This is a genomic window from Bradyrhizobium sp. R2.2-H (assembly GCF_004346455.1).
Taxonomy (GTDB): Bacteria; Pseudomonadota; Alphaproteobacteria; order Rhizobiales; family Xanthobacteraceae; genus Bradyrhizobium; species Bradyrhizobium diversitatis.
On record NZ_SMBR01000001.1, the window covers coordinates 118,892 to 144,607 of the forward strand.

The 25,716-nt window shown below is 64.2% G+C and carries 28 protein-coding genes and 1 other annotated feature; of the genes, 12 read left to right on the forward strand and 16 right to left on the reverse strand.

The genetic code is table 11. The features are described 5' to 3' along the window. Positions 1–126: 126 nt before the first annotated feature. From EDE08_RS00530 to EDE08_RS00540, 3 genes are read right to left on the reverse strand one after another with little or no spacing between them, the layout of a single operon-like run. Positions 127–2,940, reverse strand: a complete 2,814-nt coding sequence (locus tag EDE08_RS00530; protein ID WP_131866184.1) for a DUF4159 domain-containing protein — start codon at positions 2,938–2,940, stop codon at positions 127–129. Continuing rightward, positions 2,937–3,881, reverse strand: a complete 945-nt coding sequence (locus EDE08_RS00535; protein WP_061878545.1) for a DUF58 domain-containing protein — start codon at positions 3,879–3,881, stop codon at positions 2,937–2,939. Before EDE08_RS00535 ends, EDE08_RS00530 begins: the two co-directional genes overlap by 4 nt. Further along, on the reverse strand, positions 3,881–4,879 hold the full coding sequence (locus tag EDE08_RS00540; RefSeq protein ID WP_028181301.1) for an AAA family ATPase: 999 nt from the start codon (positions 4,877–4,879) through the stop codon (positions 3,881–3,883). Before EDE08_RS00540 ends, EDE08_RS00535 begins: the two co-directional genes overlap by 1 nt. Before the next feature lie 284 nt (positions 4,880–5,163). Here EDE08_RS00540 and EDE08_RS00545 point away from each other — a divergent pair, with 284 nt between their 5' ends. Genes EDE08_RS00545 through EDE08_RS00560 form a run of 4 tightly spaced genes read left to right on the forward strand, consistent with a single transcriptional unit; the run spans position 5,164 to position 7,976 of the window. Further along, positions 5,164–5,775 (forward strand): DUF1285 domain-containing protein, encoded by a 612-nt coding sequence (locus tag EDE08_RS00545; protein WP_131866186.1) that lies wholly within the window; start codon positions 5,164–5,166, stop codon positions 5,773–5,775. Between the two features lie 38 nt (positions 5,776–5,813). Beyond that, positions 5,814–6,449 carry a CoA pyrophosphatase gene (locus tag EDE08_RS00550; RefSeq protein WP_502700563.1) on the forward strand — a complete coding sequence of 212 codons (636 nt, stop codon included), beginning with the start codon at positions 5,814–5,816 and terminating at the stop codon, positions 6,447–6,449. Continuing rightward, complete coding sequence (locus EDE08_RS00555; protein ID WP_131866191.1) at positions 6,446–6,709, forward strand: DUF6111 family protein; 264 nt, start codon at positions 6,446–6,448, stop codon at positions 6,707–6,709. The genes EDE08_RS00550 and EDE08_RS00555 overlap by 4 nt, the downstream gene beginning before the upstream one ends. Positions 6,710–6,719: 10 nt before the next feature. Next, positions 6,720–7,976: a CCA tRNA nucleotidyltransferase gene (locus EDE08_RS00560; protein WP_131866193.1), complete on the forward strand. Its 1,257-nt coding sequence runs from the start codon at positions 6,720–6,722 to the stop codon at positions 7,974–7,976. Between the two features lie 21 nt (positions 7,977–7,997). Here the strand turns inward: EDE08_RS00560 and EDE08_RS00565 are convergent, their stop codons facing one another. Next, on the reverse strand, positions 7,998–9,479 hold the full coding sequence (locus EDE08_RS00565; protein WP_131866195.1) for a SulP family inorganic anion transporter: 1,482 nt from the start codon (positions 9,477–9,479) through the stop codon (positions 7,998–8,000). Between the two features lie 77 nt (positions 9,480–9,556). Beyond that, positions 9,557–9,610 (reverse strand) — a sequence feature (sul1 is cis-regulatory element that is thought to sense ions involved in sulfur or methionine metabolism; They are found in Alphaproteobacteria). 145 nt (positions 9,611–9,755) lie between these two features. Then, complete coding sequence (locus tag EDE08_RS00570; RefSeq protein WP_131866197.1) at positions 9,756–10,712, reverse strand: LysR family transcriptional regulator; 957 nt, start codon at positions 10,710–10,712, stop codon at positions 9,756–9,758. A 119-nt stretch (positions 10,713–10,831) separates the two neighbouring features. Here EDE08_RS00570 and EDE08_RS00575 point away from each other — a divergent pair, with 119 nt between their 5' ends. The 4 genes from EDE08_RS00575 to EDE08_RS00590 all read left to right on the forward strand — a co-directional run bounded on the left by EDE08_RS00575 (position 10,832) and on the right by EDE08_RS00590 (position 14,268). Continuing rightward, positions 10,832–11,134: a monooxygenase gene (locus EDE08_RS00575; protein WP_131866199.1), complete on the forward strand. Its 303-nt coding sequence runs from the start codon at positions 10,832–10,834 to the stop codon at positions 11,132–11,134. Between the two features lie 11 nt (positions 11,135–11,145). Beyond that, positions 11,146–11,433: an antibiotic biosynthesis monooxygenase gene (locus EDE08_RS00580; protein WP_131866201.1), complete on the forward strand. Its 288-nt coding sequence runs from the start codon at positions 11,146–11,148 to the stop codon at positions 11,431–11,433. 133 nt (positions 11,434–11,566) lie between these two features. Then, positions 11,567–12,337, forward strand: a complete 771-nt coding sequence (locus EDE08_RS00585; protein WP_131866203.1) for a sulfite exporter TauE/SafE family protein — start codon at positions 11,567–11,569, stop codon at positions 12,335–12,337. 254 nt (positions 12,338–12,591) lie between these two features. Continuing rightward, a complete protein-coding gene (locus EDE08_RS00590; RefSeq protein WP_131866205.1) occupies positions 12,592–14,268 on the forward strand; it encodes a hypothetical protein in 1,677 nt (558 codons plus the stop codon). Positions 14,269–14,346: 78 nt separating this feature from the next. On the opposite strand, the gene EDE08_RS00595 is transcribed toward EDE08_RS00590, so the two are convergent. The 4 genes from EDE08_RS00595 to EDE08_RS00610 form a co-directional block, all read right to left on the reverse strand. After that, a complete protein-coding gene (locus EDE08_RS00595) occupies positions 14,347–14,673 on the reverse strand; it encodes a GcrA family cell cycle regulator (protein WP_131866207.1) in 327 nt (108 codons plus the stop codon). A 39-nt stretch (positions 14,674–14,712) separates the two neighbouring features. Next, positions 14,713–14,898 (reverse strand): hypothetical protein, encoded by a 186-nt coding sequence (locus tag EDE08_RS38805; protein ID WP_207912868.1) that lies wholly within the window; start codon positions 14,896–14,898, stop codon positions 14,713–14,715. 159 nt (positions 14,899–15,057) lie between these two features. Next, the gene (locus tag EDE08_RS00605) at positions 15,058–15,363 is read right to left on the reverse strand and encodes a hypothetical protein (RefSeq protein ID WP_131866209.1); all 306 of its coding nucleotides are present in this window, start codon (positions 15,361–15,363) and stop codon (positions 15,058–15,060) included. Positions 15,364–15,524: 161 nt separating this feature from the next. Further along, entirely contained in the window at positions 15,525–15,740 is a 216-nt protein-coding gene (locus tag EDE08_RS00610) for a dodecin family protein (protein WP_131866211.1), read from the reverse strand. A 984-nt stretch (positions 15,741–16,724) separates the two neighbouring features. Here EDE08_RS00610 and EDE08_RS00620 point away from each other — a divergent pair. Continuing rightward, complete coding sequence (locus EDE08_RS00620) at positions 16,725–17,009, forward strand: hypothetical protein (protein ID WP_131866213.1); 285 nt, start codon at positions 16,725–16,727, stop codon at positions 17,007–17,009. A gap of 1,523 nt (positions 17,010–18,532) precedes the next feature. Beyond that, positions 18,533–19,498, forward strand: a complete 966-nt coding sequence (locus tag EDE08_RS00630) for an ABC transporter substrate-binding protein (RefSeq protein WP_131866217.1) — start codon at positions 18,533–18,535, stop codon at positions 19,496–19,498. A gap of 32 nt (positions 19,499–19,530) precedes the next feature. On the opposite strand, the gene EDE08_RS00635 is transcribed toward EDE08_RS00630, so the two are convergent. Both EDE08_RS00635 and EDE08_RS00640 read right to left on the reverse strand, forming a co-directional pair. Continuing rightward, entirely contained in the window at positions 19,531–20,277 is a 747-nt protein-coding gene (locus EDE08_RS00635) for a Crp/Fnr family transcriptional regulator (protein WP_131866219.1), read from the reverse strand. A gap of 173 nt (positions 20,278–20,450) precedes the next feature. Continuing rightward, positions 20,451–20,699, reverse strand: coding sequence for a DUF6894 family protein (locus EDE08_RS00640; protein WP_131866221.1), 249 nt, complete (start codon positions 20,697–20,699; stop codon positions 20,451–20,453). A gap of 289 nt (positions 20,700–20,988) precedes the next feature. Here EDE08_RS00640 and EDE08_RS00645 point away from each other — a divergent pair, with 289 nt between their 5' ends. After that, positions 20,989–21,471 carry a cupin domain-containing protein gene (locus EDE08_RS00645; protein ID WP_131866223.1) on the forward strand — a complete coding sequence of 161 codons (483 nt, stop codon included), beginning with the start codon at positions 20,989–20,991 and terminating at the stop codon, positions 21,469–21,471. Between the two features lie 124 nt (positions 21,472–21,595). Here the strand turns inward: EDE08_RS00645 and EDE08_RS00650 are convergent, their stop codons facing one another. The 5 genes from EDE08_RS00650 to EDE08_RS00670 all read right to left on the reverse strand — a co-directional run bounded on the left by EDE08_RS00650 (position 21,596) and on the right by EDE08_RS00670 (position 24,904). After that, positions 21,596–21,802, reverse strand: a complete 207-nt coding sequence (locus tag EDE08_RS00650; protein WP_131866225.1) for a YodC family protein — start codon at positions 21,800–21,802, stop codon at positions 21,596–21,598. Between the two features lie 320 nt (positions 21,803–22,122). Then, on the reverse strand, positions 22,123–22,875 hold the full coding sequence (locus EDE08_RS00655; RefSeq protein ID WP_165935704.1) for an HAD family hydrolase: 753 nt from the start codon (positions 22,873–22,875) through the stop codon (positions 22,123–22,125). Then, positions 22,872–23,759, reverse strand: a complete 888-nt coding sequence (gene hemF / locus EDE08_RS00660) for an oxygen-dependent coproporphyrinogen oxidase (RefSeq protein WP_165935723.1) — start codon at positions 23,757–23,759, stop codon at positions 22,872–22,874. The genes EDE08_RS00655 and hemF overlap by 4 nt, the downstream gene beginning before the upstream one ends. A gap of 20 nt (positions 23,760–23,779) precedes the next feature. Continuing rightward, positions 23,780–24,412, reverse strand: coding sequence for a 7-carboxy-7-deazaguanine synthase (gene queE, locus EDE08_RS00665; protein WP_131866231.1), 633 nt, complete (start codon positions 24,410–24,412; stop codon positions 23,780–23,782). Between the two features lie 33 nt (positions 24,413–24,445). Beyond that, the gene (locus EDE08_RS00670) at positions 24,446–24,904 is read right to left on the reverse strand and encodes a tRNA (cytidine(34)-2'-O)-methyltransferase (protein ID WP_131867384.1); all 459 of its coding nucleotides are present in this window, start codon (positions 24,902–24,904) and stop codon (positions 24,446–24,448) included. A 278-nt stretch (positions 24,905–25,182) separates the two neighbouring features. On the opposite strand from EDE08_RS00670, the gene petA reads away from it, so the two are divergent. Further along, the gene (gene petA, locus EDE08_RS00675; protein ID WP_131866233.1) at positions 25,183–25,713 is read left to right on the forward strand and encodes a ubiquinol-cytochrome c reductase iron-sulfur subunit; all 531 of its coding nucleotides are present in this window, start codon (positions 25,183–25,185) and stop codon (positions 25,711–25,713) included. Positions 25,714–25,716 lie beyond the last annotated feature (3 nt).

The following is a 25,716-nucleotide window of genomic DNA, read 5'->3' on the forward strand; positions in this document are numbered from 1 at the left end:
CATCGTCATGCCCGGGCTTGTCCCGGGCATCCACGTTCTCCGGGCTGCGTCGCAAGGCGTGGATGGCCGGGACAAGCCCGGCCATGACGGCTTCACGTTGGCGAGCGTCCAGGCTCAACATCCGCATCATTGCCCCAGCCGTTCGATCAGCGCCGGAGCGTGCACCTGGTCGGCCTTGTAGTTGCCGGTCAGCGTGTACATCACGATGTTGGCGCCGGCGCGGTAGGCGAATTCGCGCTGGCGGGGGTCGCCGCCGGTCACCGGCAGCATGGCCTGTCCGTCGGGCCGCACTGCCCAGGCGCCGGCAAGATCGTTCGAGGTGATGATGATCGGCGAGACGCCGTCGCCGCCGCGCGCCGGCCGCTGCGCGCTGTCCTCGTCCTCTTCGCGCGGCAGCGTCTCAACCCAGGTCTGGCCGGCGGTGAAGCGGCCGGGGAAGTCGCGCAGCAGATAGAAGGTCTTGGTCAGCACGTGCTCGCGCGGTACCGGCTCGAGCTCGGGCACGTCGAGCGACGACAGGATATCGCGCAAGGTCTGCATGCCCGGGGTCTGTGACGCCCCGTTCGCGCCGGGCGGCGCCTCGATCGCGTCGCGGGTGTCGAACAGCACGGTGCCGCCCTGCTTCATGTAGGCATCGATCTTGTTGATGGCATCCTGCGGCGGCTTAGGCGCGCCCGGCACGATCGGCCAGTAGATCAGCGGGAAGAAGGCGAGCTCGTCGTGCGCCGGATCGATGCCGACGGGATCGCCGGCCTCGAGCGCGGTGCGCTGGGCCAGGAACAGCGTCAGCCCGTTCAACCCCGCCTTGACGATGGAATCGACGTCGGAATTGCCCGTCACGACATAGGCGAGTCGCGTCTGCGACACCGCCTTCATCGCGAACTCGTCCGCGGCGCTGTCGGCGCGCGCCGGCGTCGGCGCAAACGACATCAGGCCTGCGAGCGCCAGGGCGAACACGATCATTGCGGGCGCGGCGCGGCGGCGCAGCAGCGCGGCAATCCCGCCGCCGAGCACCGCGACGATGATGGCGTCGACCAGGAACAGCGCGAGCGCGGTGGACAGCAGCCAGCCGCGCAGGTCCCGCGGTTCGGCATTGGTGTAGGTGGCGTGCCGGGCGCGCAGGCTCGCGGTGTTCAGGGCCGCGATGCGGTCGGCGGCAGCAAGCGTGTTCACGGCAAGCGGTCCTTCTGCCGGACCGTAGAAGCCCGGCGGATGATCGGGTGTGGCCCGATCGCGATAATCGGCAGGTAGTGGTTTTGCGGTCGCCGGCGGCGGGCCGAACGCGCCGAAACCGTCGAGGATGTGCAGCGGCGCCACCGTTTCAGTGGTCGCCTCGCTGGCAACGCCGGCGCCGGGCTTGGCCGTGTAGCCGGACATGTCGACCACCCGCCGCAGCATTTCGACGAAGGTGCCTGACATCGGCAGGTCCGACCAGCGCATGTCGGCGCTGACGTGGAACAGGCTGACGAGCCCCTTGCCGCGATGCTCGCCGGTCACCAGCGGCGTGCCGTCTTCCAGCGAGGCCCAGCTCTTGGTGGCGAGCACGGCGTCGGGCTCTGCCAGCACCTGGCGGCTCACGGTGACGTCCTTGGGGACCGCCACGCCGGCAAACGGGCCGTCGGCCGCGAACGAGGCCAGATGCTGCGGCTTCTCCCAGGTCAGGCTGCCGCCGAGCGTCCGGCCGCCCTTGCGCAGCTTGACCGGCACGAGGTCGTCCTCTGCCTGTGCCAGCCGGGGGCCGGCGAACCGCACCAGCACGCCGCCCTGGTCGACCCAGGCATTGAGGCGCTCGCGGAGTTCGGGGGAGATGGTGCCGACATCGGCGAGGATGATCATCGGCAGCTTCTGGTCCAAAAATTGTGTGATGCCCTGTTGCGGCGAGCCCTTGTCGGCAAGCCGGACGTCGGCGAACGGCGCCAGCGCACGGGTGAGATAGAAGGTCGGCGCCAGCAGCGGCTGCGCGGTCTCGCTGGTCGAGCCCGAGACGATGCCGATGGCGCGGCGGCGCCAGCGTTTGTCGAGCAGCTGCACCGCGCCGGCGGAGCGCTCGCCGGATATTTCGAGCCGGGTGATGTCGTTGCGCAGCTCGACCGGCAGATCGAACGCGGCTTCGGTCTCCTTGTCCTGCGGGCCGAACGAATAGCGCGCTTCTCCGATCGGCGAGGCCTTCTGGTCGAGCGCGCGCACGGTGCCGACCGCGATGCCGCTGTCGGTGCGCAGCACCTTCACCGTCATCTTCGCCGCAGCGTTCTCGGCCGCGACCAGCGCCAGCGGCGAGGAGGTGCCGCCTTCGAACACGGTCAGGCTGCGATCGCCGATGGACTTGCCGAGGCCCTGCACGAAGTCTTCGCCGCGGCCGGTGTCGATGCCGTCGGAGAGCCAGGCGATCTCGCAGTCGCCGGTGACCTTGAGGAAACGGTCGACCGCGGCCAGCGTCTCGACGCGGTCGATCGAATAGGGCTTCGGCGCGAGTTGCCGCAGCGCGACGCGCGCGGCACCCGCCGGCATCAGGGTGATGTCGCGGTTCGGCTCCGACAGCGGCACCAGCGCGATGGCGCGGCCGTCGTTGTCGGCATTGGCGATAAGCTCGTCGGCGGTCCTGATCCTGACGTCCCAGTGCGATGCGGCGCTCCAGCCGTCGTCGAACATGATCATCAGCGGCGCCTTGCTGCCGGCCGCGCCTGTCTGCGGATTCCAGATCGGGCCGGCGGCGGCGAAGATCACCAGCGCGGCGGCGAGCAGGCGGAGCGCCGTCAGCCACCACGGCGTCCGCGAGGGCGTCTCCTCCCTGGGGGCGATGTCGAACAGCAGGCGCGTCGGCGGAAACTCGATGCGGCGCGGCCGCGGCGGCATCACGCGGAGCAGCCACCACAGCACGGGCAGGCTGACGAGGCCGATCAGGAGCAGCGGTTGGGTGAAGGCGAGCGGCAATCCCATCATGCGGCCGGCCCCGCCTTGATCGTCGTGGTGCGGGCGCCCGACTTGCTCACCTGCATGCCGGCATGCAGGAACAGCAGCAGCTCGGCGGCCGAGCGGTCGGTCGCGTGCGTCGTGAACAGCCAGTCGAGCTTGCCCGTCTCGGCGCGGATCTGGTCGCGGTGCAGGGCGAGCCGCGCGGTGTAGTCCTGCGCCCAGCTCTCGGCGCGGCCGGCGGTGATCACGCCAAAGCCTTCGGGCTCGACGAACTCGACGCGGCCGGAATAGGGAAACGACTCCTCGGCCGGATCGACGACCTGCACCATCGTGCCGTGCGCGCCGGAGCCGGAGAGCCCTGCGAGCATCGTCCTGATCTCGGAGATCGGCGACCAGAAATCCGACAGCACGATGATCTCGGCGAGCGCGGCCGGAACGAAGGACGGCGGCAGGCTCAGCCGGTCGGCATCGTCATGCAGCATCGCCTGCGCCATCCTGTCGATGACGCTGCGGCTTGCGGTCGGCGCCATCAGCCCGGGAATGCCGACGCGCTCGCCGCCGGCGACGAGCAACTCGGCCAGTGCGAAGGCGACGATCAGCGTCCGCTCGAGCTTGGATTCGCGCGCGGTCTTCGAGGCGAACGCCATCGAGGGCGAGCGGTCCGGCCAGATCCAGACCGTGTGCGAGGCTTCCCATTCGAGCTCGCGGACATAGAGATGATCGTCACGCGCAGAGCGGCGCCAGTCGACGTTCTGCGACGGCTCGCCCGAGACGAAGCGGCGGTACTGCCAGAAGTTTTCGCCGGCGCCGGCGCGGCGCCTTCCATGCAGGCCGTGGATGACGTTGGCGGCGATGCGGCGGGCCTCGAGCACCAGACGCGGCAAGGAAGCTGCGAGCGTGCGACTTTCGCCATCGGCACGTCGGATCGCCAGTGTTTCCTTCGCTGCGCGCCCGTTCTCCGCTGCCATCAACCGATCCGTGTCTTCAATTGCCGGATCACGTCCGGAATCGTGCGGCCTTCGGCGCGCGCCTGGAACGTCAGCGCCATGCGGTGCTTCAGCACGGGTTCGGCGAGGTCGAGCACGTCGTCGACCGAGGGCGCGAGGCGCCCGTCGATCAGCGCACGCGCGCGCACGGCCAGCATCAGCGATTGGCTGGCGCGCGGGCCGGGTCCCCAGGCGATGAACTTGCCGGCTTCGCCGGCGTCCGGACCCGGGCGGGCCGAGCGCACCAGCGACAGGATCGCTTCCACGACGGAATCTCCGACCGGCAGGCGCCGGATCAGCCGCTGCGCGGTGATCAGCGCATCCGCGGTCATAGAGCCCCTGGCGAGGGTCTCCTCCGCGCCGGTGGTCTCGAACAGGATGCGGCGCTCCGCATCGCGATCGGGATAGTCGACGTCGATCTCCATCAGGAAGCGGTCGAGCTGGGCTTCGGGCAGCGGATAGGTGCCTTCCTGCTCCAGCGGGTTCTGCGTCGCGAGCACGTGGAACGGCTTGGGCAGATCGTGCCGCGCGCCGGCGACGGTGATGTGTTGCTCCTGCATCGCCTGCAAGAGCGCCGACTGGGTGCGCGGGCTGGCGCGGTTGATCTCGTCGGCCATCAGCAGCTGTGCGAACACGGGACCGGCGATGAAGCGGAAGGCGCGCTTGCCCGCGGTGCTCTCGTCCAGCACCTCGGCGCCGAGAATGTCGGACGGCATCAGATCGGGGGTGAACTGGATGCGCTTGGCGTCGAGACCGAGCGTGACGCCGAGCGTCTCCACCAGCTTGGTCTTGGCGAGGCCCGGCACGCCGATCAGGAGCGCATGGCCGCCGGAGAGAATGGTGACCAGCGTGTTCTCGATCACGCGATCCTGGCCGAAGATGACGGAGGCGATCGCTTCCTTTGCGGCGCGAATCTGGCTCGACACCTGCTCGGCCGAACGGACGATCCCGTCCTCGAGTTTCTCGACACTCTCCGCCATTCGCTCGCTCCTTCAGCCTGCCACGCGGCTTGCCTGCATCGTCACGTCAGCACGTCACGTCGGGTCATCACGTCACGTCATCACATCACGTCATGGGCCCTATGCTAGACTTGCAGGAAGGCCATGTATTCGTTGAATTAACCTATCCCCACCTTATCGGCTTCGGGGTATGTACGGCATCACGAAGTGGCGACCTCCACACCGGACTATTCCGGATGGAACCGCACACCCGAGTACAACGTAGACCTGCACCAATCGTGCCAATCACAGAGTCAGGGCAAACCATGGCGAACCAAGGGCAGAGCGCCGATCGCGGTCTCGATGGGCTGACGGCGGCCGCCAAAAGCGCTGCCAATGCCGAAGGCGCCAAAAAGGGGCTGCCTCCGGTGCATCTGTGGAATCCGCCGTTTTGCGGCGATCTCGACATCCGAATCGCATCCGATGGTACTTGGTTCTACTTGGGGACGCCAATCGGACGTCCTGCCCTGGTCCGCCTGTTTTCGACCATCCTCAAGCGCGAGGGCGACAAACATTTCCTGGTCACGCCGGTGGAGAAAGTCGGCATCCGCGTCGATGATGCGCCGTTCATGGCGGTCGAGATGCAGAAGGACGGCGAGGGCAACCATCGCGTGCTGCGCTTCCGCACCAATGTCGATGACTGGGTCACCTGCGATGCCGGGCACCGGCTGCGTTTCGAGCAGGCACCGGATGGCGGACTGACGCCCTACTTGCACGTCCGCGCCGATCTCTGGGCCAAGGTCACGAGGGCGCTCTATTACGATCTGGTTGACATGGGCGAGGAGCGGATGGTCGATGGCCAGCCGATGTTCGGCGTCGAGTCGGCCGGCGAATTCTTCGCCATGGCCGATGCGGAGCAGGTGAGGGCCGCGCTTTGAATTTGAACAAGCCTATCCTGACGAACGCGCCCGCCGCGATGGGAGCCGAGGATTTCTTCGCCCGTTCGCGGGCGAAGCTCGGCTTCGACGTGCCGCCGGGCCTGTACGATCCGAACATCATCCCCGCCTCGGGCGATCCCGGCACCGACAAGATGCTCGAGATCATCGCGCGCGAGCAGCCGGTGCGGCCGGCGGCGGTCCTGATCGCGGTGGTCGACCATCCCGAGCCCACCATCCTGCTGACGCAGCGCTCGGCCCATCTCAACGACCATGCCGGTCAGATCGCGTTTCCCGGCGGCAAGATCGACGCGACCGATTCCTCGCCGCTCGATGCGGCGCTGCGCGAGGCCGAGGAGGAGGTCGGGCTGTCCAGAGACTTCGTCGAGCCGCTCGGTTATCTCGATCTCTACGGCACCGCCTTCGGCTTCCGCATCCTGCCGACGGTAGCTAAGGTCAGGCCCGGATTTTCGCTCACCATCAACCATTCCGAGGTTGATGATGCGTTCGAGGTGCCGCTATCCTTCCTGATGGATCCGGTGAACCATCAGGTGCACAGCAAGGAATTCCGTGGGCTGGCGCGGTCCTATTACGCGATGCCGTTCGCGGAACGCTACATCTGGGGTGCGACGGCCGGAATGTTGCGTGTGCTGTATGAGCGGATCTATTCATCATGATCCGGACGGTTCTGACCGAGATCGGAATCTTCCTTATCCCCTTTGCCGTCTATGCGCTGTTCCTGGCCGCAACGCGGTCAGGCCTGTTCGAACGCTCCTCATGGCCGGTCACCGTCGTTGCGCGCCTCACCCTGGTCGCGCTCGCGCTCGTGATCGCCGGCCTGATCGGCCTTGCCCAGTACTCCGGCGCACCGCCGGATTCGACCTACGTTCCCGCCCATGTCGAGAACGGCAAGCTCGTGCCGGGCGTAGAAAAATAGGGGCCGACCGATGAGCGCGGAGCCGCTGCTTGCCCATGCGCCTTGGCTGACCGCAGGCGGGACCGCGCGTGTCCTGCAACTGCTCGGCACCGATGGCGAGGAGGCGCGGGTGGTCGGCGGCGCCGTCCGCAATGCGCTGCTCGGTCTCCTGCCTGGCGACATCGACATCGCGACCACGGCGCTGCCGGACGAGGTGATGCGGCGTGCCAAGTCCGCCGGCATCAAGGGCGTGCCGACCGGCATCGACCACGGTACCGTCACGCTGGTGATCGACGGACATCCCTACGAGGTCACCACGCTGCGCGAGGACACCGAGACCTTCGGCCGCAAGGCCAGGGTCGCGTTCGGCCGGGACTGGGTGAAGGATGCCGAGCGGCGCGACTTCACCATGAACGGCTTGTCGGTCGATGGTGATGGTGTCGTCTACGACTATGTCGGCGGCATCGCCGATGCGAGAGCCCGCCGCGTGCGCTTCATCGGCGATCCCGACCAGCGCATCGCCGAGGATTATCTGCGCATCCTGCGCTTCTTCCGCATCCACGCCGCTTTCGGTGCCGGCGAGCCCGACCGCGAGGGCTATCTCGCCTGCATCCGCGGGCGCGCGGGCCTCGCCAGCCTCTCGGCCGAGCGGGTGCGCATGGAGATGCTGAAATTGCTGGTGGCCGGGGGGGCAGCCGCGGCCGTGCTGGCCATGGCCGAGGGCGGATTGCTGCAGGCGCTGATCGGCGGCGTCGTCTATACGGGCCCCCTGGCGACGATGATCGCGATCGAGCGCGAGCTCGGACTCGCGCCAAGCAGCACGCGGCGCCTGGCCGCGCTGTCGGTCGCCGTCACCGAAGACGCCAAGCGCGTCGCTGCGCGCTTGCGGCTCTCCAATGCCGAGACCAAGGCGCTGGATTCGATGGGTCACCGCTGGTGGCGCCTGGCCGCCAAGAACGAAGCCGATGCACGGCGGCTGCTCTACCGGCTCGGGCCTGAGCGCTATCACGATCGCGTCTTGCTGGGCTGGGCGAGGAACGGCGGCGACGTCACCTCGTCGCGCTGGCGCGCGCTCGCCGAGCTGCCGAAGCGCTGGACCGCGCCGAAATTTCCGCTCAAGGCCGCCGACTTCATCGCACGCGGTCTGGCCGAAGGGCCCGCGCTCGGACATGTGCTGGCGCTCGCCGAGGATGCCTGGCTCGCGGCGGATTTTCCATTAAGGGAAACCGCGCTCGCTGCCATCGCCGATCAGGCCGTCGCACGCGTCAGCCGCGATGAGAAGCCGTAAGCTTCCGTGCCGATCGGCGCATCAGTGCGCAGGCCTCCGCCGCGCATTCGGCTTATGGTGAGTGCCAAACCGCTCCACCAATGTCGCACTCGCCTCGTTCAGGCCGATCACCTCAACATGCGCACCGTGTCGGCGAAGCTTCAGGACGATGTCATCCAACGCGCCGATTGCGGTGATGTCCCAGAAATGTGCATCGCTCACGTCAATGCGAACGCGCTCGGGCACATCCTGATAGTCAAATGCATCGACGAGGCTGTTGGATGACGCGAAAAACACTTGGCCGGTGACAAAATAGGTGATCTGCCGGCCGTCTTCCGACAGCTCGGCGACGATCCCGAGTAACCGGGCAACCTTTGCAGCAAAGAACACACCGCTCAGGACCACACCAGTGAGCACGCCCATCGACAGGTCGCCGGTGGCCACCACGACGACGACGGTCGCCAGCATCACTACGCTTGAGCTTAAAGGGTGAGATCGCAAGTTGATGATCGACGACCAGTTGAAAGTGCTGATCGAGACCATGATCATCACCGCGACCAGCGCCGCCATCGGGATTTGCTTCACCCAATCGCCTAGAACCACGATCAGAAACAGCAGAAAGGCACCAGCGAAGAACGTTGAAAGTCGCGTCCGGGCACCGGCGGTGACATTGATCACGGATTGGCCGATCATTGCACACCCGCCCATTGCGCCAAGGAAGCCCGTGACAAAATTGGCGACGCCCTGGCCGACGCATTCCCTGTTCTTGTTGCTGCCTGTATCGGTCATGTCGTCCACGATCGAGGCGGTGAGAAGGCTCTCCAGCAATCCTACCGCAGCCATCGCCAGCGAGTAAGGCAGGATGATCTTCAACGTCTCGAGGTTGAGCGGAACCTGAGGCAACGCGAAGAAGGGAAGGCTTGAGGGCAATTCACCCATGTCTCCGACGGTACGCAGCTCGATGCCGGAATAGATCGTGAAGCCGGTCAGGACGATGATGCTGACAAGCGCCGACGGCACCCGCCTGGTCACGTAGGGGAAAAGATAGATGATCGCGAGACCCGCGCCCACCATGGCGTAGGTTTCCCAACCGACATGGATCAGTTGCGGCAACTGGGCCAGGAAGATCAAGATGGCAAGCGCGTTGACGAAGCCGGTCATGACCGAGCGCGATACGAACTTCATGAGCAGGCCGAGCCGCAAGGCGCCGGCCAGTATCTGGATCACGCCCATCAAGACTGTGGCTGCGAACAGATATTGCAGGCCGTGGTCGCGCACCAATGTAACCATGAGAACGGCCGTAGAGGCAGTCGCCGCCGAGATCATGGCCGGCCGGCCACCTACGATAGCGGTAACGCAGGCGATCGAGAACGAGGCGTAGAGACCCACCTTGGGATCAACACCTGCGACAATGGAGAACCCGATTGCCTCTGGAATAAGTGCCAGTGCGACGAGGACGCCTGACAGCAGTTCGGTCGGGACGTTCGTCAGCCACTCGCGGCGCAACGATTGGAAAAAACTCATTCTTGGAACCGATATGATCAGCGAGGCGGCGGGCAAAGCCCGGTCGGCCTTGATCAGGCAGATCGCTTATTCGCTGAGGGTTTCCGGGGGATAGGCGCCCGGCCGAGCCACCCGATCACATCGGGTCCGACGAGATTGCAAGATGACTTCGCTGCGTCGCAACATCAAGCGGAATTTTTGGCCAGCGAATTGATGCGAGAAGATGCAATTCGCGGCTCGTAACGCCGAGTGGCTCCATTCTACGGCAAAGCCGATGCCTGCGCCTTCAGGAGTACTCTAGGCCGACCGCCCTCCCGCACGCATTGCGCGGCGGTCTTCCGCCCGGGGCGCCCACGGGTCGCCCGAGGGATCGTCACCGAGGCTCTCTGCAAGAAAGTCGATGAAGAGGCGGAGCCGGCTCGGTACGAAGCGCCGATGCGGGTAGAGGACATGAACGCCGAGACTGCCCCAGTCGCAATCTTCGAGGATCGGGACCAGCAGGCCTGCCTCGATGTCCTTGCCGCACACAAATGACGGAAGCCACGAGACGCCAAGCCCGGCCACCGCTGCCTTGCGCAATGTATCGGCGCTGGTCGAGGCGAGCCGGGCGGTCATCCTGACCTTCCCCTGCATCTCACGCCGACGCCAGGACCAATCGAGACGAGGTGCGGGCTGCGAGAAGGTCAGAGCGGGCAAGGCCGAGAGCATTTCGGGCGTGTCGGGAACGCCGTGTCGGGCCAGGAAGTCCGCGCTTGCCACCACGCGAAAGTGGGTCGTCGCGAGCTTTCGTCCTATCAGCGCGGTGTCGAGCGACGGTGCGACCCGGATCGCCATGTCGAAGCCTTCCTGTACGAGATCCACCGGGCGGTTCGTCAGGTCGGCGACGACGGCGATGCCGGGATGCCGCGACATGAAATCGACGAGCAGCGGCGCCAGGTGGTCCTGGCCGAGCTCGACCGGCGCCGTCACGCGGAGCGTCCCACGCGATTCCCGGTTCTCCGCCCCCACGGTGCCCTCCGCCTCGTCGACGGCTTCGAGGATCGCGAGCACCTTGTCGAGATAGAGTTGCCCTTCCGGCGTCGGCCGGACCGACCGGGTGGTTCTGTCCAGCAGCCGGGCTCCGGTGCGTTCCTCGAGATGACCGACATGCTTGGCCACCATCGCGGCCGACATCGCGCAGGCGCGGGCCGCCGCGTTGAAGCCGCCGAGCTCGACCACCCGCACGAAAACACGCATGCTGCTCAGCGTATCCATGGCCTATCCCACACTCCCAGTCAGCATCGATCCTACCAGACGGTGAATTCTCGCAAGCGTGACGGCGACATACACCGCTGCGCGAGCCCGATCGGGCGATTGCGAACAAGAGGTACCACATGAGGACATTGCTGCAATTCGACTTCGCGTTCGATGGGCCGTGGGGCCAAGATCTTGAAATAGCCTGCCGCGATCTTGCGGACGACATCGCGGCCCAGCCCGGGCTGATCTGGAAGCTCTGGGTCGAGAACCGCAGTGCGGGCCGCGCGGGGGGCGTCTATCTGTTCGAGACGCCGGAAGCTGCCGAAGCCTATGTGGTCAAGCATCGGCCGCGGCTCGCCGCTTTCGGCGTGACCGACCCGGCGATCTCGTCCTTCAGCCTCAATCTGCCGCTGTCCCGCACGACGCGCGCGCCGCTGTGAGAGGACAAGCGATGTACACGACCATTGCCGAAGTCGAGATCGAGGATCTCGCGCGCTTTCTTTCCATCTTCGCAACGGATGGCCGCAGCAAGCGGGAGGCGCATGGGAGCCTCGGGGCCGAAGTGCTGTTCGCATCGGATGGCTCGGACAGGGTCATCGTCCTGATCGACTGGCGGGACGAAGCGGCCTGCGAGGCCTTTCGATCCGACGCCTCGGTGCCGGCGACGATGGCCAAAGGCGGCGCCAAGGGCCGCCCGCGGTTCACCCCCGTCATCAGGGCGGGCCGGTTCGCCGCATGACGCCGGACGCGGCGGCCGGTTCGGCCGCCGCGTGCCTCGGCGGTTGCCTTGCCGCGGCTTCTCCACTAGACGAGGCCGTGCTCGTTTCCATCGCAGATCAGGCTGCGGCTCGAATCAGCCGCGATCAGAAAAATTGACCATCGTCTCAGGCTTCGCCGACATCTCGCTTCTGCAGCTCCTGCTGGTAGCAACGATGGCGTTGTTTGCTTCGGTCATCGGTGGTCTCGCCGGCTACGGCACCGGCGCCCTGATGCCGCTGGTGCTGGTGCCGCTGGTCGGCGCCGAGCCCGTGGTGCCGATCATCGCGATCTCCGCGATGTTCACCAATCTCAGCCGCGCCATCGCTTATCTGCGCTACGCCGACCGCCGCCGCGCGCTGATCGTGCTCGCCTGCGCTGCACTGACGACGGTGCTCGGCGCCTACGGCTATACGCGCCTGACCAGTGCGGGCGCGGCGCTCGTGATCGGCACCATGCTGATCCTGAGCGTGCCGCTGCGCCGCGTGCTGCGACGGCGCAGCGTGCGGATCGGCGACACCGGCCTTGCGGCCGGCTCCGTCGGCTACGGCGTGCTGGTCGGCGGCACCTCGGGCTCCGGCGTGATCCTGCTGTCGCTGTTGATGGCCACGGGGCTCGAAGGCGCCGCCGTGATTGCGACCGATGCGATGATCTCGCTCGGCACCGGCCTCATCAAGATCTCGGTGTTCGGCCTCGCCGGCGCCGTGACGGCGCAGGTGCTCGCCTTCGCGCTTCTGATCGGCGGCATCGCAATCCCCGGGGCATTTCTCGCAAAGGCCTTCGTCGAACGGATGCCGGTGCACATCCACGCCGCGATCCTCGACGTTGCGGTCATCACGGGCGGGCTGGTGATGATCTCGGCCGCGGCGAGACAGCTCGTCGCATAGATGACGCCGGTTCAGTTGGCGTTTCGCACCGGACCATCGTGCCCGCAGACGTCGGCTGCGAGCGCAAGCCGGGAGCGGCCAAGCCCCTCCGATGACAGGAGCGATGGAGCCCCCGACTCCAACCAGTCGGGCCGTGTTCGCTTGGCGGCTAAACCGATGCCGCGCCCCGCGAGTTGACCTTCGTCAATACTCGCGCTCCGAATTGAGCATCATGCGCATTCTGAGGGGGTAATCTGAATCGCGGGGAACTTGCCATGTTCAAGTTTAAGCGCGTTCCATTTACCCCTGGTGATCTCACCAATCATCAATGGGGTACCGATGACGTCCTCGCGGGTGACTCAAACACAACTATCCTGATCGGAGATGCTGGCGGCAGCATGTTCGATTTTTCGAGGGGCGGCAACGATACTTTCACCGGGCCCTCGTTTACGGGGGGCGCCCCCATCCACTACACTTTCTACGGTGACGCGGCCGGCAGCATGTTCGATTTTGCTCGTGGCGGCGACGATACCTTCACGTTCGCTTCCCCGAGCAACACTGCCTACGGCGACGCGGGCGACGACATGTCCGATCACAGCAAGGGCGGCAACGACATATTCAGCGGAGCCGGCCCCGCGACCAACGCGTTCTATGGCGATGCGGGCGGTGACATCTCCGGCCATGCTCGTGGCGGCGACGATACCTTCACGGGCGGCAGCGGTGGCGGCACCAACACTTTTTACGGCGATGCAGGCGGCAGCATGTCCGGCCATGCCCGGGGCGGCAACGACACGTTCACGGGCGGCTCTTTCACCTCCAACATGTCCTACGGCGATACGGGCGGCAACATGACCGGCCGTGCTCAGGGCGGCGACGATACCTTCACCGGCGGCGCCTTCTCCTTCAACACTTTCTGGGGAGATGCCGGCGGCGACATGTCCGGCTATGCGCGCGGCGGGGACGATATCTTCACGGGCATCATCGACTTCCCTGCTCCCTCCTCCAACACTTTCTATGGCGACGCGGGCGGCAACATGTCAGGCCACGCTCGGGGCGGCGGCGATGCCTTCACGGGCTCCAGCGAGGCTTCCAACACCTTCTACGGCGATGCGGGCGGTGACATTGCCGGTTCCGCTCAGGGGGGCAACGACAGCTTCACCGGCGGCAGTCTTGCCTCTCACGTTTTCTATGGCGACGCCGGCGCCGACATGGCCGGCCATGCTCGGGGCGGCAACGACATTTTCACCGGAGGTAACGACTCTGCCAACACTTTCTATGGCGATGCGGGCGGCGACATGTTGGGCCGTGCTCGGGGCGGCGATGACACCTTCACGGGCGGCAACAGCTCCCTTACCGGCTCCACCACCTTCTACGGTGACGCGGGCGGCGACATGTCCGGCCGTGCTCAGGGCGGCAACGACGCCTTCGCAGGCGGCGACAGCTCCGGCCCTGGCTCGACGAGCAACCTTCTTTTCGGTGACGCGAAATCCATGTCCGGCTGCGCCGAGGGCGGCGACGATACTCTTGTCGGCGGTAGCAATTTCGGCACTGGCTCGGCGAGCAACATTCTCTTAGGTGATGCGGAATCGATGTCCGGCTGCGCCGAAGGCGGCGACGATATCTTGTTCGCCAGAACCGCAGCTCCCGGCGGGACAGTCAGTAATGTGATGTGGGGTGACGGATTGTTGCAAGGCGGCGCTGATGGCGGCCGAGATCTGTTCGTGTTCAAGGACGATGGCCCGGCGACAGTCGGGACCCAGAACACCATCGAAGACTTCAGACAGAGCCAGCATGATCGGATCAAGTTTAGCAATGTGGCGGGCGTGCTCTCGTTCAACGATCTCGTCATCACCCAATCCGGAGCTGACACCCTCGTTACCGCGGGATCGGATCAAGTGACTCTGCACAACTTCGCAGGTTCGCTCACGGCAAACGACTTCCTGTTCGCCTGAACACGAGATGCATTGGCCCGAACCCATCGAACCGGGCCAAGACACTGACGGAGCACAAGGACGCTCGTGGCGTGTCGCTTAGCCGGTGTTTCTGACCGCCTCCGCCAGAATGGCGTAAAGCTGCTGCCTGCTGAATTCCTTGGGCTGCGGCCTCTCCGCTGTCCTTGACGACACCTTCTGTGTGACCGGACGGGAGCAGGGTGCCGACGACGGCCTCAGCTTCGGGGGCGGCCTTATCTTGGGCCGTGCTGTGGGCGACTTGTGGCCGCGCTTCAGGCCAAGACGGGTCAGCATGCCGCAGACCGCGTTGCGACTGCAGCCGAGAGGGCGCGCAATCTGCGCCGCGCTCTGTCCTTCGAACCAGAGCCTTTTGAGAAGCGCTATGTCTTTTGCATCCCAGCTCATGAGAGAGATTATAGCGCCGACTGCCGGACGCGGGCTAGTCTAGTCTTCGTCGGGCTCGCGCACGACCGCCGGTTCGTCAGCATCACCGTCCTCATCGTCCTCATCGTCGTCTTCGTCCTCCTCGTCTTCATCGGGATCCCGGGGCGGCATCACGACGCCCATGAGCATGAGTGGTGTCCAGCCGTTCGCTGCGGTGGAAAATGCGTCGGAGGTGTGTTGCTTCATGTCGTTGCTGCTCCTCGAAAAGCACGCGCCGTCGAATATTCCCGCCAGGCGGTGCGCGCATGTCCAGGGCGCGATCGTTGCAGGCGCGAGGATGACATCAGGTCGATGACGCGAGCAACGGCTGCACCCACCACGCAACTGGTGACGTTTGGGGCTACTTCAAACCCGAAGCCCATTTTGCTCTATGTCCACCAAGACCTCGCCGGTGGTGATTTCGGGAACCCCAAGATCGAGGTCATGCAGACTCGCCTGAACAAACGCGAGTATCTTGGCGTTCGCTGCGTTGGCGCTTTCGCAATCATCAAATATCATCACGGCGATACCGACACCGTCGCCCGCGTCCATCACATGGTAGGATCTGAATCCCTGCGATTGCCTCAGGATCTCACCGACGCCGCTCCTGGCGCGACGCGCGGCGTCCGCGACCGAACGAACCCTGGTGTACTTGCGAATGACCATGTACATGGGGCCACCACGCGCCACACGCCCCCTCGCATCAAAGCATATCGTCCCAGCCGGACCAGGGCAACTTTCGGTACGGGCGACATCGTCCGGCTGGGCGCTGCGCAACGCACCCATTCCAATGAGCCATCCTCGCCCCGCAAGTGGGGGCGAGGTGCCGAGGCTCAGGAGCCCTCGAACTTGAACGATACGTTGAGCTTGGCGCGATAGGCCTCGACCTTCCCCTTGTCATCCAGTTGCATATCGAGCTTGACGACCTCTGCAACTCGAAGATCTCGGAGAGTTTGTGCAGCTCGTTCGACCGCATTGGCGGCTGCCTTCTCCCATGAGTCCGTGCTGGTACCGACCAGTTCAATGACCTTGTAGACGCTATCGGGCATGTGGTCCTCCTATTGGGCAGGAGCAGGAAATCTAGCATCGGTATCTCGACGCTGATACGTCTCTGGAGATGACGCCGAAAAGGGTCTGATTGGCTGTCACTTTCCTGCTTGCCCCAAGGAGGAACCGGTCGTTGCAGCCCCCAACGGACGCCCACATGGAATTGCCACCCGCTACGTCGGCGTTGTCTTACGCGATCTCGGCAGGCGATCACCATGGCAGGACATTGCCTGAGAGATCTGGCGCCGAAATATCCCAACGGGCCGGAATGGCAAATGGTCGTCACGAATGAAGCAAGAGAGGCCTTGCTTCGCATGCGTTTTTCGCTGAGCGAGCCCGGAGCACGTTCTTAGCATGGTGGAAAGCGGCAACATGCATTGCCAGGATGGAACCTGGCGTTCGATCAAGCTCACCGGAAGCCAGGCGGTTGCCTGTTGCAGTGGGCGCAACGTCACGCGAAGCAACCCCTGTCGCAATCGACCATCGGCCAAGATTGGCCTCGCTAGTTGGTGAGGGGGGTGCTACACAGCCGGCATCACCGCACGCGTCGTGGCTGTTATCGGTGACTGAGAGCTTTGCGCTCCCGCCTCCACCCGAAAGAAGGCGGTCAGATGTCCAATCAGGTCAAATTCGATATTCGTGAATGGCTGGTGCCACCGCTGTTGGTGCCGATCTTCCTCGTGTTGCTGATCGCGATCGTGGCCGTTCTATGAGCGGCAGGTCCGTTCCATGGGAGCCGCTTTCAAGCAAGGACTCGAGCCAGGGCGTGAACCGAGACAGGAGGCGGGAATGGCAAATACAGCAGTGATCAGGGATGCCTACGGCGTTCCGGCGATTTTCGTGGGTTCGAAAACAGGTCGGGACGATGCTCCCTTTGTCTTCGTCAGGGTCGGAGGCGAGGAGCGCAGGATGCGCTGGTCCGAATGGGATGCTCTACCGGCCTGGACCGGCGAGCGCCCCGTTTGGGCGAGCGGAACCAAATAGCGATGGAGTTCAGCATGAGGATGGCTCGACCAGGCACATGGATCGCGGCGCTTTTGCTGGCATCGGCGCTGGGCACATCCACGCCTGCAGCTCTTGCCGCGGAGCCGAACTGCCGTGCGATCGAAGGCGCCAACGCGCGCCTCTCCTGTTACGATGCGGCTTTTCCTCCAAGAACGGGGCGGCCCGCCAAAACCACCGTGGATTCATCGTCCGGCTACAAGGACCCGTTTCTCGACGAAGAAGCCCGAACCGCCGCGAAGCTGAAGAATATTTGCCGCGATTGCTGAGTGGCACCGACCGCGGCGCGCTCCTGAACGTCGCGCTCCAATTCAGAGGGCCAGCTGAATGACGAAAGAAGATGCGAAGGGGAGCCGCGTGCTTCACCAACGAAAGCGCGCGGTTCATCTGGCCGGTGAGGTACTGGATGACAGGGCCGACGGTTCCGCGAGCTCGAAGGACCAATCGACGAGAAAGCAGCACCTGCTTGATGGGCCCACGGAATTCAGAGAGGTCCGGGTCGATCGTTCAAACGAGACTTCAAGCGACGAGGATTGATCCAATCAGCGGCAAACCCGTGCATCTGCGGTTGGGTTCCTGCGCGACGCGAAACAAAGCGCTCGCTATCCAGCAGATAAGGGAGCATTGTCTCGCTACCGCCGAGCGGCCCGCAGCATTTACCGGTGGTGTGAACGCGAGTTGCGCTCCCGCTCAACCCCGCAGCGGAGCATCAAACATGTCGGCTCGCCGATCCCCGGAACCAACATCGACATTCGAATACCGCCTGGCACAAGAGGCACTCAACCTTCGTCAGCAGGCCAAAGGGATGCCCCTTGGCATCCGCCGCACAGAGCTTTTGCGGAAAGCCCGGCAGATCGATGCTGCCGGGGAGGTCAACAAGTGGCTGACCTCGCCGGGACTGCAGCCGCCAAGTTGAGATCTGCAGCATAATCCGGAGAAGTGTGCATCGGCTTTCCGAAAGCGATCATGCTCAAACGACAACCTGGAGCGCGATGACGATTCATCCTGATCACATCGCTTTTTAGGTCGCGCCATGGCCCGATGTGATGAACCTTGGCACGCAACGCGGCGACTAACTCTTGTCGGGATTTTACTCTCACCCTCCCGGGGCTGGAAGGACGCCGCCTGCGCTTTATTTCAAGCGGGCGGCGTTTTTGCTTGCGTCGGCAAGCCGCCCGATGCGACGTCTGGAGGCTGACAGCGATTTCATGCGGCTTTCGAGGAACGCCGCTTGGAGATCGGCTTTAAGCTCAATCACCTTTTCGGATTCCTGGGCTGCTATGGGTGACTGAGAGCTCGTTGCTCCCGCCTGCAAGCCGCGGGATGCACATGTGCAACAAGTGCGACCAGATCGACAATGAGATCGTACAGTTCCGCCGATTGATATCGCCGGGAATGGACGCTCTCAGCCTTTCGATGATCCGATGCGCCATCGAATTGCTGGAGGCTGACAGGGCGGCCATCTGTTGTAGCGGCAGTCTGCACCAGCCAGTGCGCCGGAGTTCGCAACCGTCTTAGATCGCGCCGCTTGCCCTGTTGCGAAGCAGGCACGCGCGCTTTCCGGCGCCGAAGGCGCGGATCAGATGGCTGTCGCGTATGGGATCAGTTGGTTGGCCCGAACAACGAGGCGCCCACCGTCATGTCGGCGGTAGTCCGATTGCGGGAGTGGTTTCACCACAGTCGCCACTTGTGACCCACAGCGGAGCTGCGACCCTATGCCCGCAGTGAGTGCGACCATTATCAAGACGTGATACTCTCGCGCCCGGCGTCCTCAACATCTGATGAGGATCGAATGAAGCGGCGGAAATTCATAGCGGCGACTGCTGTGTTGCTCGTTTCGCCCCGGCGTTTGTGGGCGCAGAGGAAGCCTCGTCGCATCGGCTTTCTTGCCATAGGTGATGGGAGCGGGCGGGCCCTCAATCCAGCCGAGCGTGTATTCCTTGATGGGCTCCGACGCTACGGCTGGGCGGATGGAAACCTGACTATCGACTTCCGCTTCTCTCATCCTCCCGATCGATTGCCAGCTTCGGTCGCCGACCTGCTGGCTCTCAATCCCGATGTCCTGGTCGCGGCGGGACCTCCGGCGGCCCTGGCCCTGAAATCGGCAACCGCCACCATTCCGATCGTATTCGTGGCTGTGGCTGATCCCGTCCGCATCGGCCTCGTGCAAAGTCTATCGCGACCGGGTGGCAACGTAACGGGTATTACCACCAACGTGCCTCAAGATTTCTTCGGAAAGCGTGTCGAGATTCTTCGCGAGCTCGTGCCCGGCGCCTCGAGAATCGCGGTCTTGGTCAATCCAAAGAATCCAATGATCTACCTGGTGGAAGATACACGCAACATGGCGCGGAGGCTCGGCATAGAGCTGCTGACAGTTGAAGCGGCCACGGCCGAGGAACTCGACGGCGCCTTTGCTTCAGCCTCTGCCCAAAATGCCGATGCGATAATTGATTTCGGTGATCCGCTCACCTATGTCGAGGCTCCGCGAATAGTCGCACTCGCGGCGAAACATCGTCTGCCCGCAAACTACTTGTTTCGGGTCAATGGCGGATTGTCCGTCTACGGCGCGGATACGGCCGATCTGTTGCGCCGTGCGGGCGGGCTCGTCGACAGGATACTCAAAGGCACCAAGCCTGCCGACCTGCCGGTAGAGCAACCGACGAAATTTGAGCTGATCATCAACATGAAGGCCGCCAAGGCGCTCGGCCTCACCGTGCCGCCCTCGCTACTCGCCCGCGCCGATGAGGTGATCGAGTAGAGGCGCCGTGTTGCTGCGATGCAGGAGCCCCGTCATGGCCTCGAGCCGAACGATGAGGCGCCCATCGTCGCGCCGGCTGTGAGATGGAGGTACTCTGGCGTGAAGTCCGCCAGCTCCTCCAGCTCCTTCCGTCGGAGCAGCGTCAACGTGCGTCTCTCCCACTCAATCAGTCGAAGTTGTCTTAGCTCCTGTATTGTCCGATTGACGTGCACGATGGACAAACCGCAGGCATCCGCGATGTTCTGCTGGGTGAACGGAAGATAGAAGCTGGCGTCCTTCAGTAACTTGACGACTTCCAGCCGCGCAGCAAGCTCGCAGATGAGGTGCCCTACTCGTGAGCGCGCGTCGCGGGCGAGGCCTGCAATCCATTCGCGGTGAATTGCGGCATCCACAAGTGTTTCGCGCCAGAGCGCGTGAATAAGCCGGGAAGAGTCGGTCAGGATCTCATTGAGATAGGTATGCGGCACAAAGCCAACGGTCGACGGACCCGCACTGCAAATATTGTGGTCCATAAGGGGTAGGTGCAACGTTTGCAGATCCGGCATATCGCCAGCCAGGTAGATCGACAGGATCTGGGCTCGGGTGCCGACGAGCTTCTGACGAAACACAAACCCGCTCATCACAATGGCGCAGCGGGATGCTCTGTCTCCTTCACGCACGATGTGCTGGCCATCAGTGAATTCCTTCACCGTATGGGGCATGTTCGCGAGCTTGGTCCGGTCCTGTTCGGAGAGGCCGACAACGGTTTGCAGCCGTTTGATCAATATCTGGCTCGGCATTGCAGCGCCCGCGTTTCTGGGGCGGGAGCACAACACTCTCAGTTGCCAGCTACCCTCAAGAATGCCGACAATGCCGATACGCTAACACCGGACCCGGACTGGGGGAATACAAGAATTGCCGGATGCCAGCATTCTCGGCGGCAACTTGCCAAATGCGCCCTACCAAATGCGCCTCAGGAGGCGGACCCGTATTGAATTGCGGTAAGCCGCACAACGAAGAGCGTCTGGCCATCTGGTAATGGACCGTCCGTTACCTTCATCTCCCACGGAATGCCCTTCCACAGACTTCCCATTGAGCCTTGTTTGATGATCTGGCCGCTCGTTTGCAGGGCTTCAGCTTTTGCGGCTGCAATGTCCGGGAGTTCGGTGCCGGCTTCATCGAGCGAAGGGCATTCAGAGGTATGGAAGAAGTAGCGCGGCATGCTGGCTCCGTCGCAGGTTGGATCGGCCTCCTAACGATAGTTTCGATGGTCCGCCGGGGTTCCAAAATCGGCATCCATTCTGTCACCGCTTTGGCAGGGCTGCATTAGCGCAAGTGAATTTCCAGCCGAGTTCTAGGTCGATCACGGAGGTCCGGAGTTGGCCCGTCGCGGACTTGCGGCGTGCCAACGGACCAAGGGCTGATACGGCAGCGACGCCCGCATTTGACCCGTAGCGGGTGCCGACTATTTCTGGTAGCGTCTGGCGATCGCTTCTAGCAGGAGTGCGGCGATGCCTTCCTCCAAGCAGATCATTGGTTTGCTAATTTCAGTCATCCTACTCGGATCGCCTATAGCGCAGGCGCAGGATCAGTCACCTGCATATGCTCGTGTCGTGCCTGCCGATCTAAAGTGGAGCCCACTACCCTCAATGCCCAAGGGGGCACAAATTGCCGTTCTCCATGGTAGCCCCGCGAAGCCCGGCCTGTTCACAATTTACGTTAAGCTGCCTGCGAATTTCAAATTGCCTGTGCATTCTCACCCAGACGAGCGGGTCCGTACGATCATTTCGGGCACCTACTATTCCGCGATCGGCGACAAGGTCGACAGTTCGAAGCTGATGGCCTTTCCTCCCGGCACATTCTCTCACGTGCCGCCCAAGGTGTGGCAGTTTGCGGAAACGAAGAATGAAGAGGTCGTGTTTCAGATCACCGGCATCGGACCAACCGGTATTGATTATCTGAATGCTACGGACGATCCGCGAAAGCCTCAGTAGAGGGCGCGGTCATTTCCGCTTCCGGCCCTCCCGCAGCATCCAGCGATGTCCTCTGCTGTTGGCAGAGAAGCGGAGCGTCGCAGCGGGACGCTCCGTTCCAACGAGGATGCCGTGTCAGGCGCGCCTACTCCTCGTCGTCGTCCTCCTCCTCCTCCTCATCATCATCATCCTCTTCCACCTGCACGAGCACGGCCAGCGGCAGCGTCTCGCGGAATAGGTCGCCTTCCATGCCCATCCACAGGCACAGCACCTCGTCCGCCTTCACCTCCGCGACGGTCAGCGGCTGGCCGCCGGATTTCAGCATCACCACGTCGCCGGCTTTCAATTCCATGGATTGTCCTTTCGGGTTGATCGGGCGTGAGGCTAACAGGCCGTCATGACATGCCGATCACGCCGGCTGCGCGTTCCGGGAAATTCGGCCGGCGCGTCGCGCTACGGTCTCAGGCCCGCGCGCGCGTGATCGGCGGGTCCGGCTGGCACTGGGTGCTGGTGCGGCTCACGCAGAAGCCTGTCCATCACCCGCGACGATGACATCATACCCCTGTTTTGCCCGACGGGTCAAAGCGGATTTCGCTAAATCCGCAAATCCTTGATTTTGCAGCAGCCGGCTACTGTGCATGGGGTTGTTTTCGCAGTTTTTGTTCTGCCGGGCTACGCCTGGTCAGGCAGCAGCTCGCCGAGCGAGCGGATGATGCGGTCGGGCTTGACCGTCGAGCCCTCGGGCAGGCCGTCGCCATGCACGTCCATCCAGATCGAGTAGATGCCGAGACGCTGCGGCGTCACGACTTCCCATTCGAGGTTGTCGCCGATCATCCAGGTCTCCTCCGCGGTGACGCCGAGCGCCTGCATGGCGTGCAGATAGGCGCGCTCCTCGGGCTTGCCGAAGCCATGCTCGCCTTCGATCTGGATGTGGTGGAAGCGGTGCGCCAGCTCGAACCGCTCGACCTTGGCGCGCTGCATGTCCGCGGCGCCATTGGTGACCAGCGCGAGCCTGATGCCGAGCGCCTTGAAGCGGTCGATCGCCTCATGCGCACCGGGAAACACGAACATCTCCTCCTCGCGATAGGCGGTGAAGCGGTCGGCGAGGCGGACGGCGAGATCGTCGGGCAGGGCGCGATGGCCGGCCGCCGCAAGCGCGGCAAAGCCGCCCTTGACCGTCAGGTGCCGCGCCTCGGCGAGCTTCATCCGCCACGCCGCTTCGGCGTTCGCCCAGAAGTTTCGCGCGAAGGCCAGCACCGCGGTTGCGACCTGGGCCGGCGGCAGCGGCGCAAGCTCCTCGGCAAACTCGTTCGCGATCGTGTTCCAGGCGATCTCGGGCCGGCCATAGGCCGACAGGATAGTGTCGTCCATGTCGATCAGCATGGCGCGCGGCAGCGGCCTCACGGCGAGCTTCATCGTGGTCATGGCCACTTCACCTCCGGGGGCAGCGACGACAGGATGGAATCCACATTGCCGCCGGTCTTGAGTCCGAAGATGGTGCCGCGGTCGTAGAGCAGGTTGAACTCGACATAGCGGCCGCGCCGGATCAGCTGCTCCTCGCGATCCTCCGCCGTCCAGCCTGTCGCGAAATTGCGCCGCACGATCTCGGGATAGATCTTCAGGAAGACGCGGCCGACGTCCTGGGTGAAGGCGAGGTCGGCGTCCCAGTCGCCGCTGTCGTGCCAGTCGTAGAAGATGCCGCCGATGCCGCGCGCCTCTTTCCGGTGCGGCAGGTAGAAATACTCATCGCACCACTTCTTGTACTTGTCGTAGTCGGCAACGCCATCCGGCTGCGCGCAGGCCTGTTTCATCGCGGCATGGAAGGCGATCGTGTCGGCATCCTCCTGCGTCCGCCTTCGCTCCAGCACCGGCGTGAGGTCGGCGCCGCCGCCGAACCAGGCCTTGGTGGTGACGACGAAGCGGGTGTTCATGTGCACGGCGGGCACGTTCGGATTGCGCATATGCGCGATCAGCGAGATGCCGGAGGCCCAGAACTTCGGGTCTTCCGCGGCGCCCGGGATCTGTGCGCGAAATTCGGGCGCGAACTCGCCGTGCACGGTCGAGCAGTGCACCCCGACCTTCTCGAACAGGCGGCCATGCATCATCGACATCACCCCGCCGCCGCCGGCCGCGCCAGTATGATCGGTGCGCTGCCAGGGCGTGCGCTTGAAGCGGCCGGCTTCGCCGGGATAGAGGCTAGGCGGTGCGTCGTCCTCGAGCCGCTCGAAGCTCGCGCAGATGTCGTCGCGCAATCGCTCGAACCAGGCGCGGGCGCGGGCCTTGCGGTCGTCTATCGTCGAGGCGTCCATCTGCATTCGTGGGTCGCGTCCTATCTGATGCCGAGCGATTTATGCGTCTGCACGCTGAGCCGCCATTGCGGATGGCGCAGGCAGTACTCGATCGCGCGCGCGGTGTTCTCGATCACCTCGGGCCCGTCCATCGGCTGCAGCGAGAAACGCTCGAAAGTCAGATCCTCGAAAGTCTCCGGCGCAGCCAGCGCCTGGGGATAGACCAGCTTCAGCTCTTGGCCCTGGCGGAGGACCAGCTCGCTGCCGCCCTTCGGGCTGACGCAGATCCAGTCGAGGCCATCAGGCGCAGGGATCGTGCCGTTGGTCTCGACGCCGATCTCGAAGCCGCGGGCGTGGAGCGCTTCGATCAGCTCGGCATCGACCTGGAGCAGCGGCTCGCCGCCGGTCAGCACCACGTAGCGATTGCCGCCTGCGGCGGTCCATTGCGCGGCAATGGTGTCCGCGAGTTCCACGGCGGATGCATAACGGCCGCCGAGGGTGCCGTCGGTGCCGACGAAATCGGTGTCGCAGAACTTGCAGGTCGCGTCGGCGCGGTCGGCCTCGCGGCCGCTCCAGAGGTTGCAGCCGGCAAAACGGCAGAACACGGACGCACGCCCGGCATGGGCGCCTTCGCCTTGCAGGGTCAGGAAGATTTCCTTGACCGCGTAACTCAATCGTCTCTCCTCAACCTGTCAGACTTGAACCTGTCAGACTTGCGGGTTCCGGATCTGCCGCAGCGCCTCGCCTGCGGCCATGGCCGCGCTCATCGCCACATTGAGCGACCGCAGTCCCGCCTCGATCGGGATCACCAGCCGCGCATCGGCGGCCTCGACCACCGCGTCGGTGACGCCGGCGCTCTCGCGTCCGAATAGCAGGATGTCCGACCTCTGGTAATGAAAATCGCGGTAGTCGGTCGCAGCCTTGGTGGTGAACAGCAGCAGCCGGTAGCCGTGTGCCGCGCGCCAGTCCTCGAATTTCGACCAGGAGTCGTGGCGGGTCAGCCGGACATGGTCGAGGTAATCCATTCCCGCCCGGCGGAACAAGCGGTCGGAGACGGGGAAGCCCGCAGGTTCGATGATATGGGCGTCCATGCCCAGACAGGCGCAAAGCCTGAGAATCGTGCCGGTGTTCTGAGCGATGTCAGGCTGAAAAAGCGCTATCTGCATGGGCTGTGTCGGGGGTCGATGCGGCGGGAATGTCTCAATAAAACATCGCCCGCCCGGGAATTCGTGCATGGCACGCTCCCACGCCGTTAGCGGGCTTGCGCTCGCCCGGCAAGGGTGCCAATAGAACGATTCTGGACTGCTGTTTCACCCGTTTAGAGGTGGACAAGCGAAGTTCTGCCGCCGCGGGGGGGCCGCGGGCGCCGGCAGCCTTTCCGGGGACCTCTTGGGCGCCCCTCGGAGCGGTTCCACCGGTAGCACAAGAAGAAAGGGTTGGAATCGTGACGACAGCGTCTTCGGCGGACCATCCGACACGCCGTGATTTCTTATTCGTTGCAACGGGGGCAGCTGCAGCAGTAGGGGGCGCGGCTGCGCTCTGGCCCTTCATCTCCCAAATGAATCCTGACGCCTCGACCATCGCCGCCGGTGCGCCGATCGAGGTCGATCTCAGCCCAATCGCGGAAGGGCAGGACATCAAGATGTTCTGGCGCGGCAAGCCGATCTACATCAGCCACCGCACCAAGAAGCAGATCGAGGAGGCGCGCGCCGTCAACGTGGCGAGCCTGCCCGATCCACAGACCGACGAGGCCCGCGTCAAATCCGGCCACGAGCAGTGGCTGGTCGTGATCGGCATCTGCACCCATCTCGGCTGCATCCCGATCGCTCATGAAGGCAGCTACGACGGGTTCTTCTGCCCCTGCCATGGTTCGGTTTACGATACGTCCGGCCGCATCCGCCAGGGCCCTGCGCCCTTGAACCTGGCAGTGCCGCCGTACCAGTTCGTTTCCGACACCAAAATCCAGATCGGCTGAGCT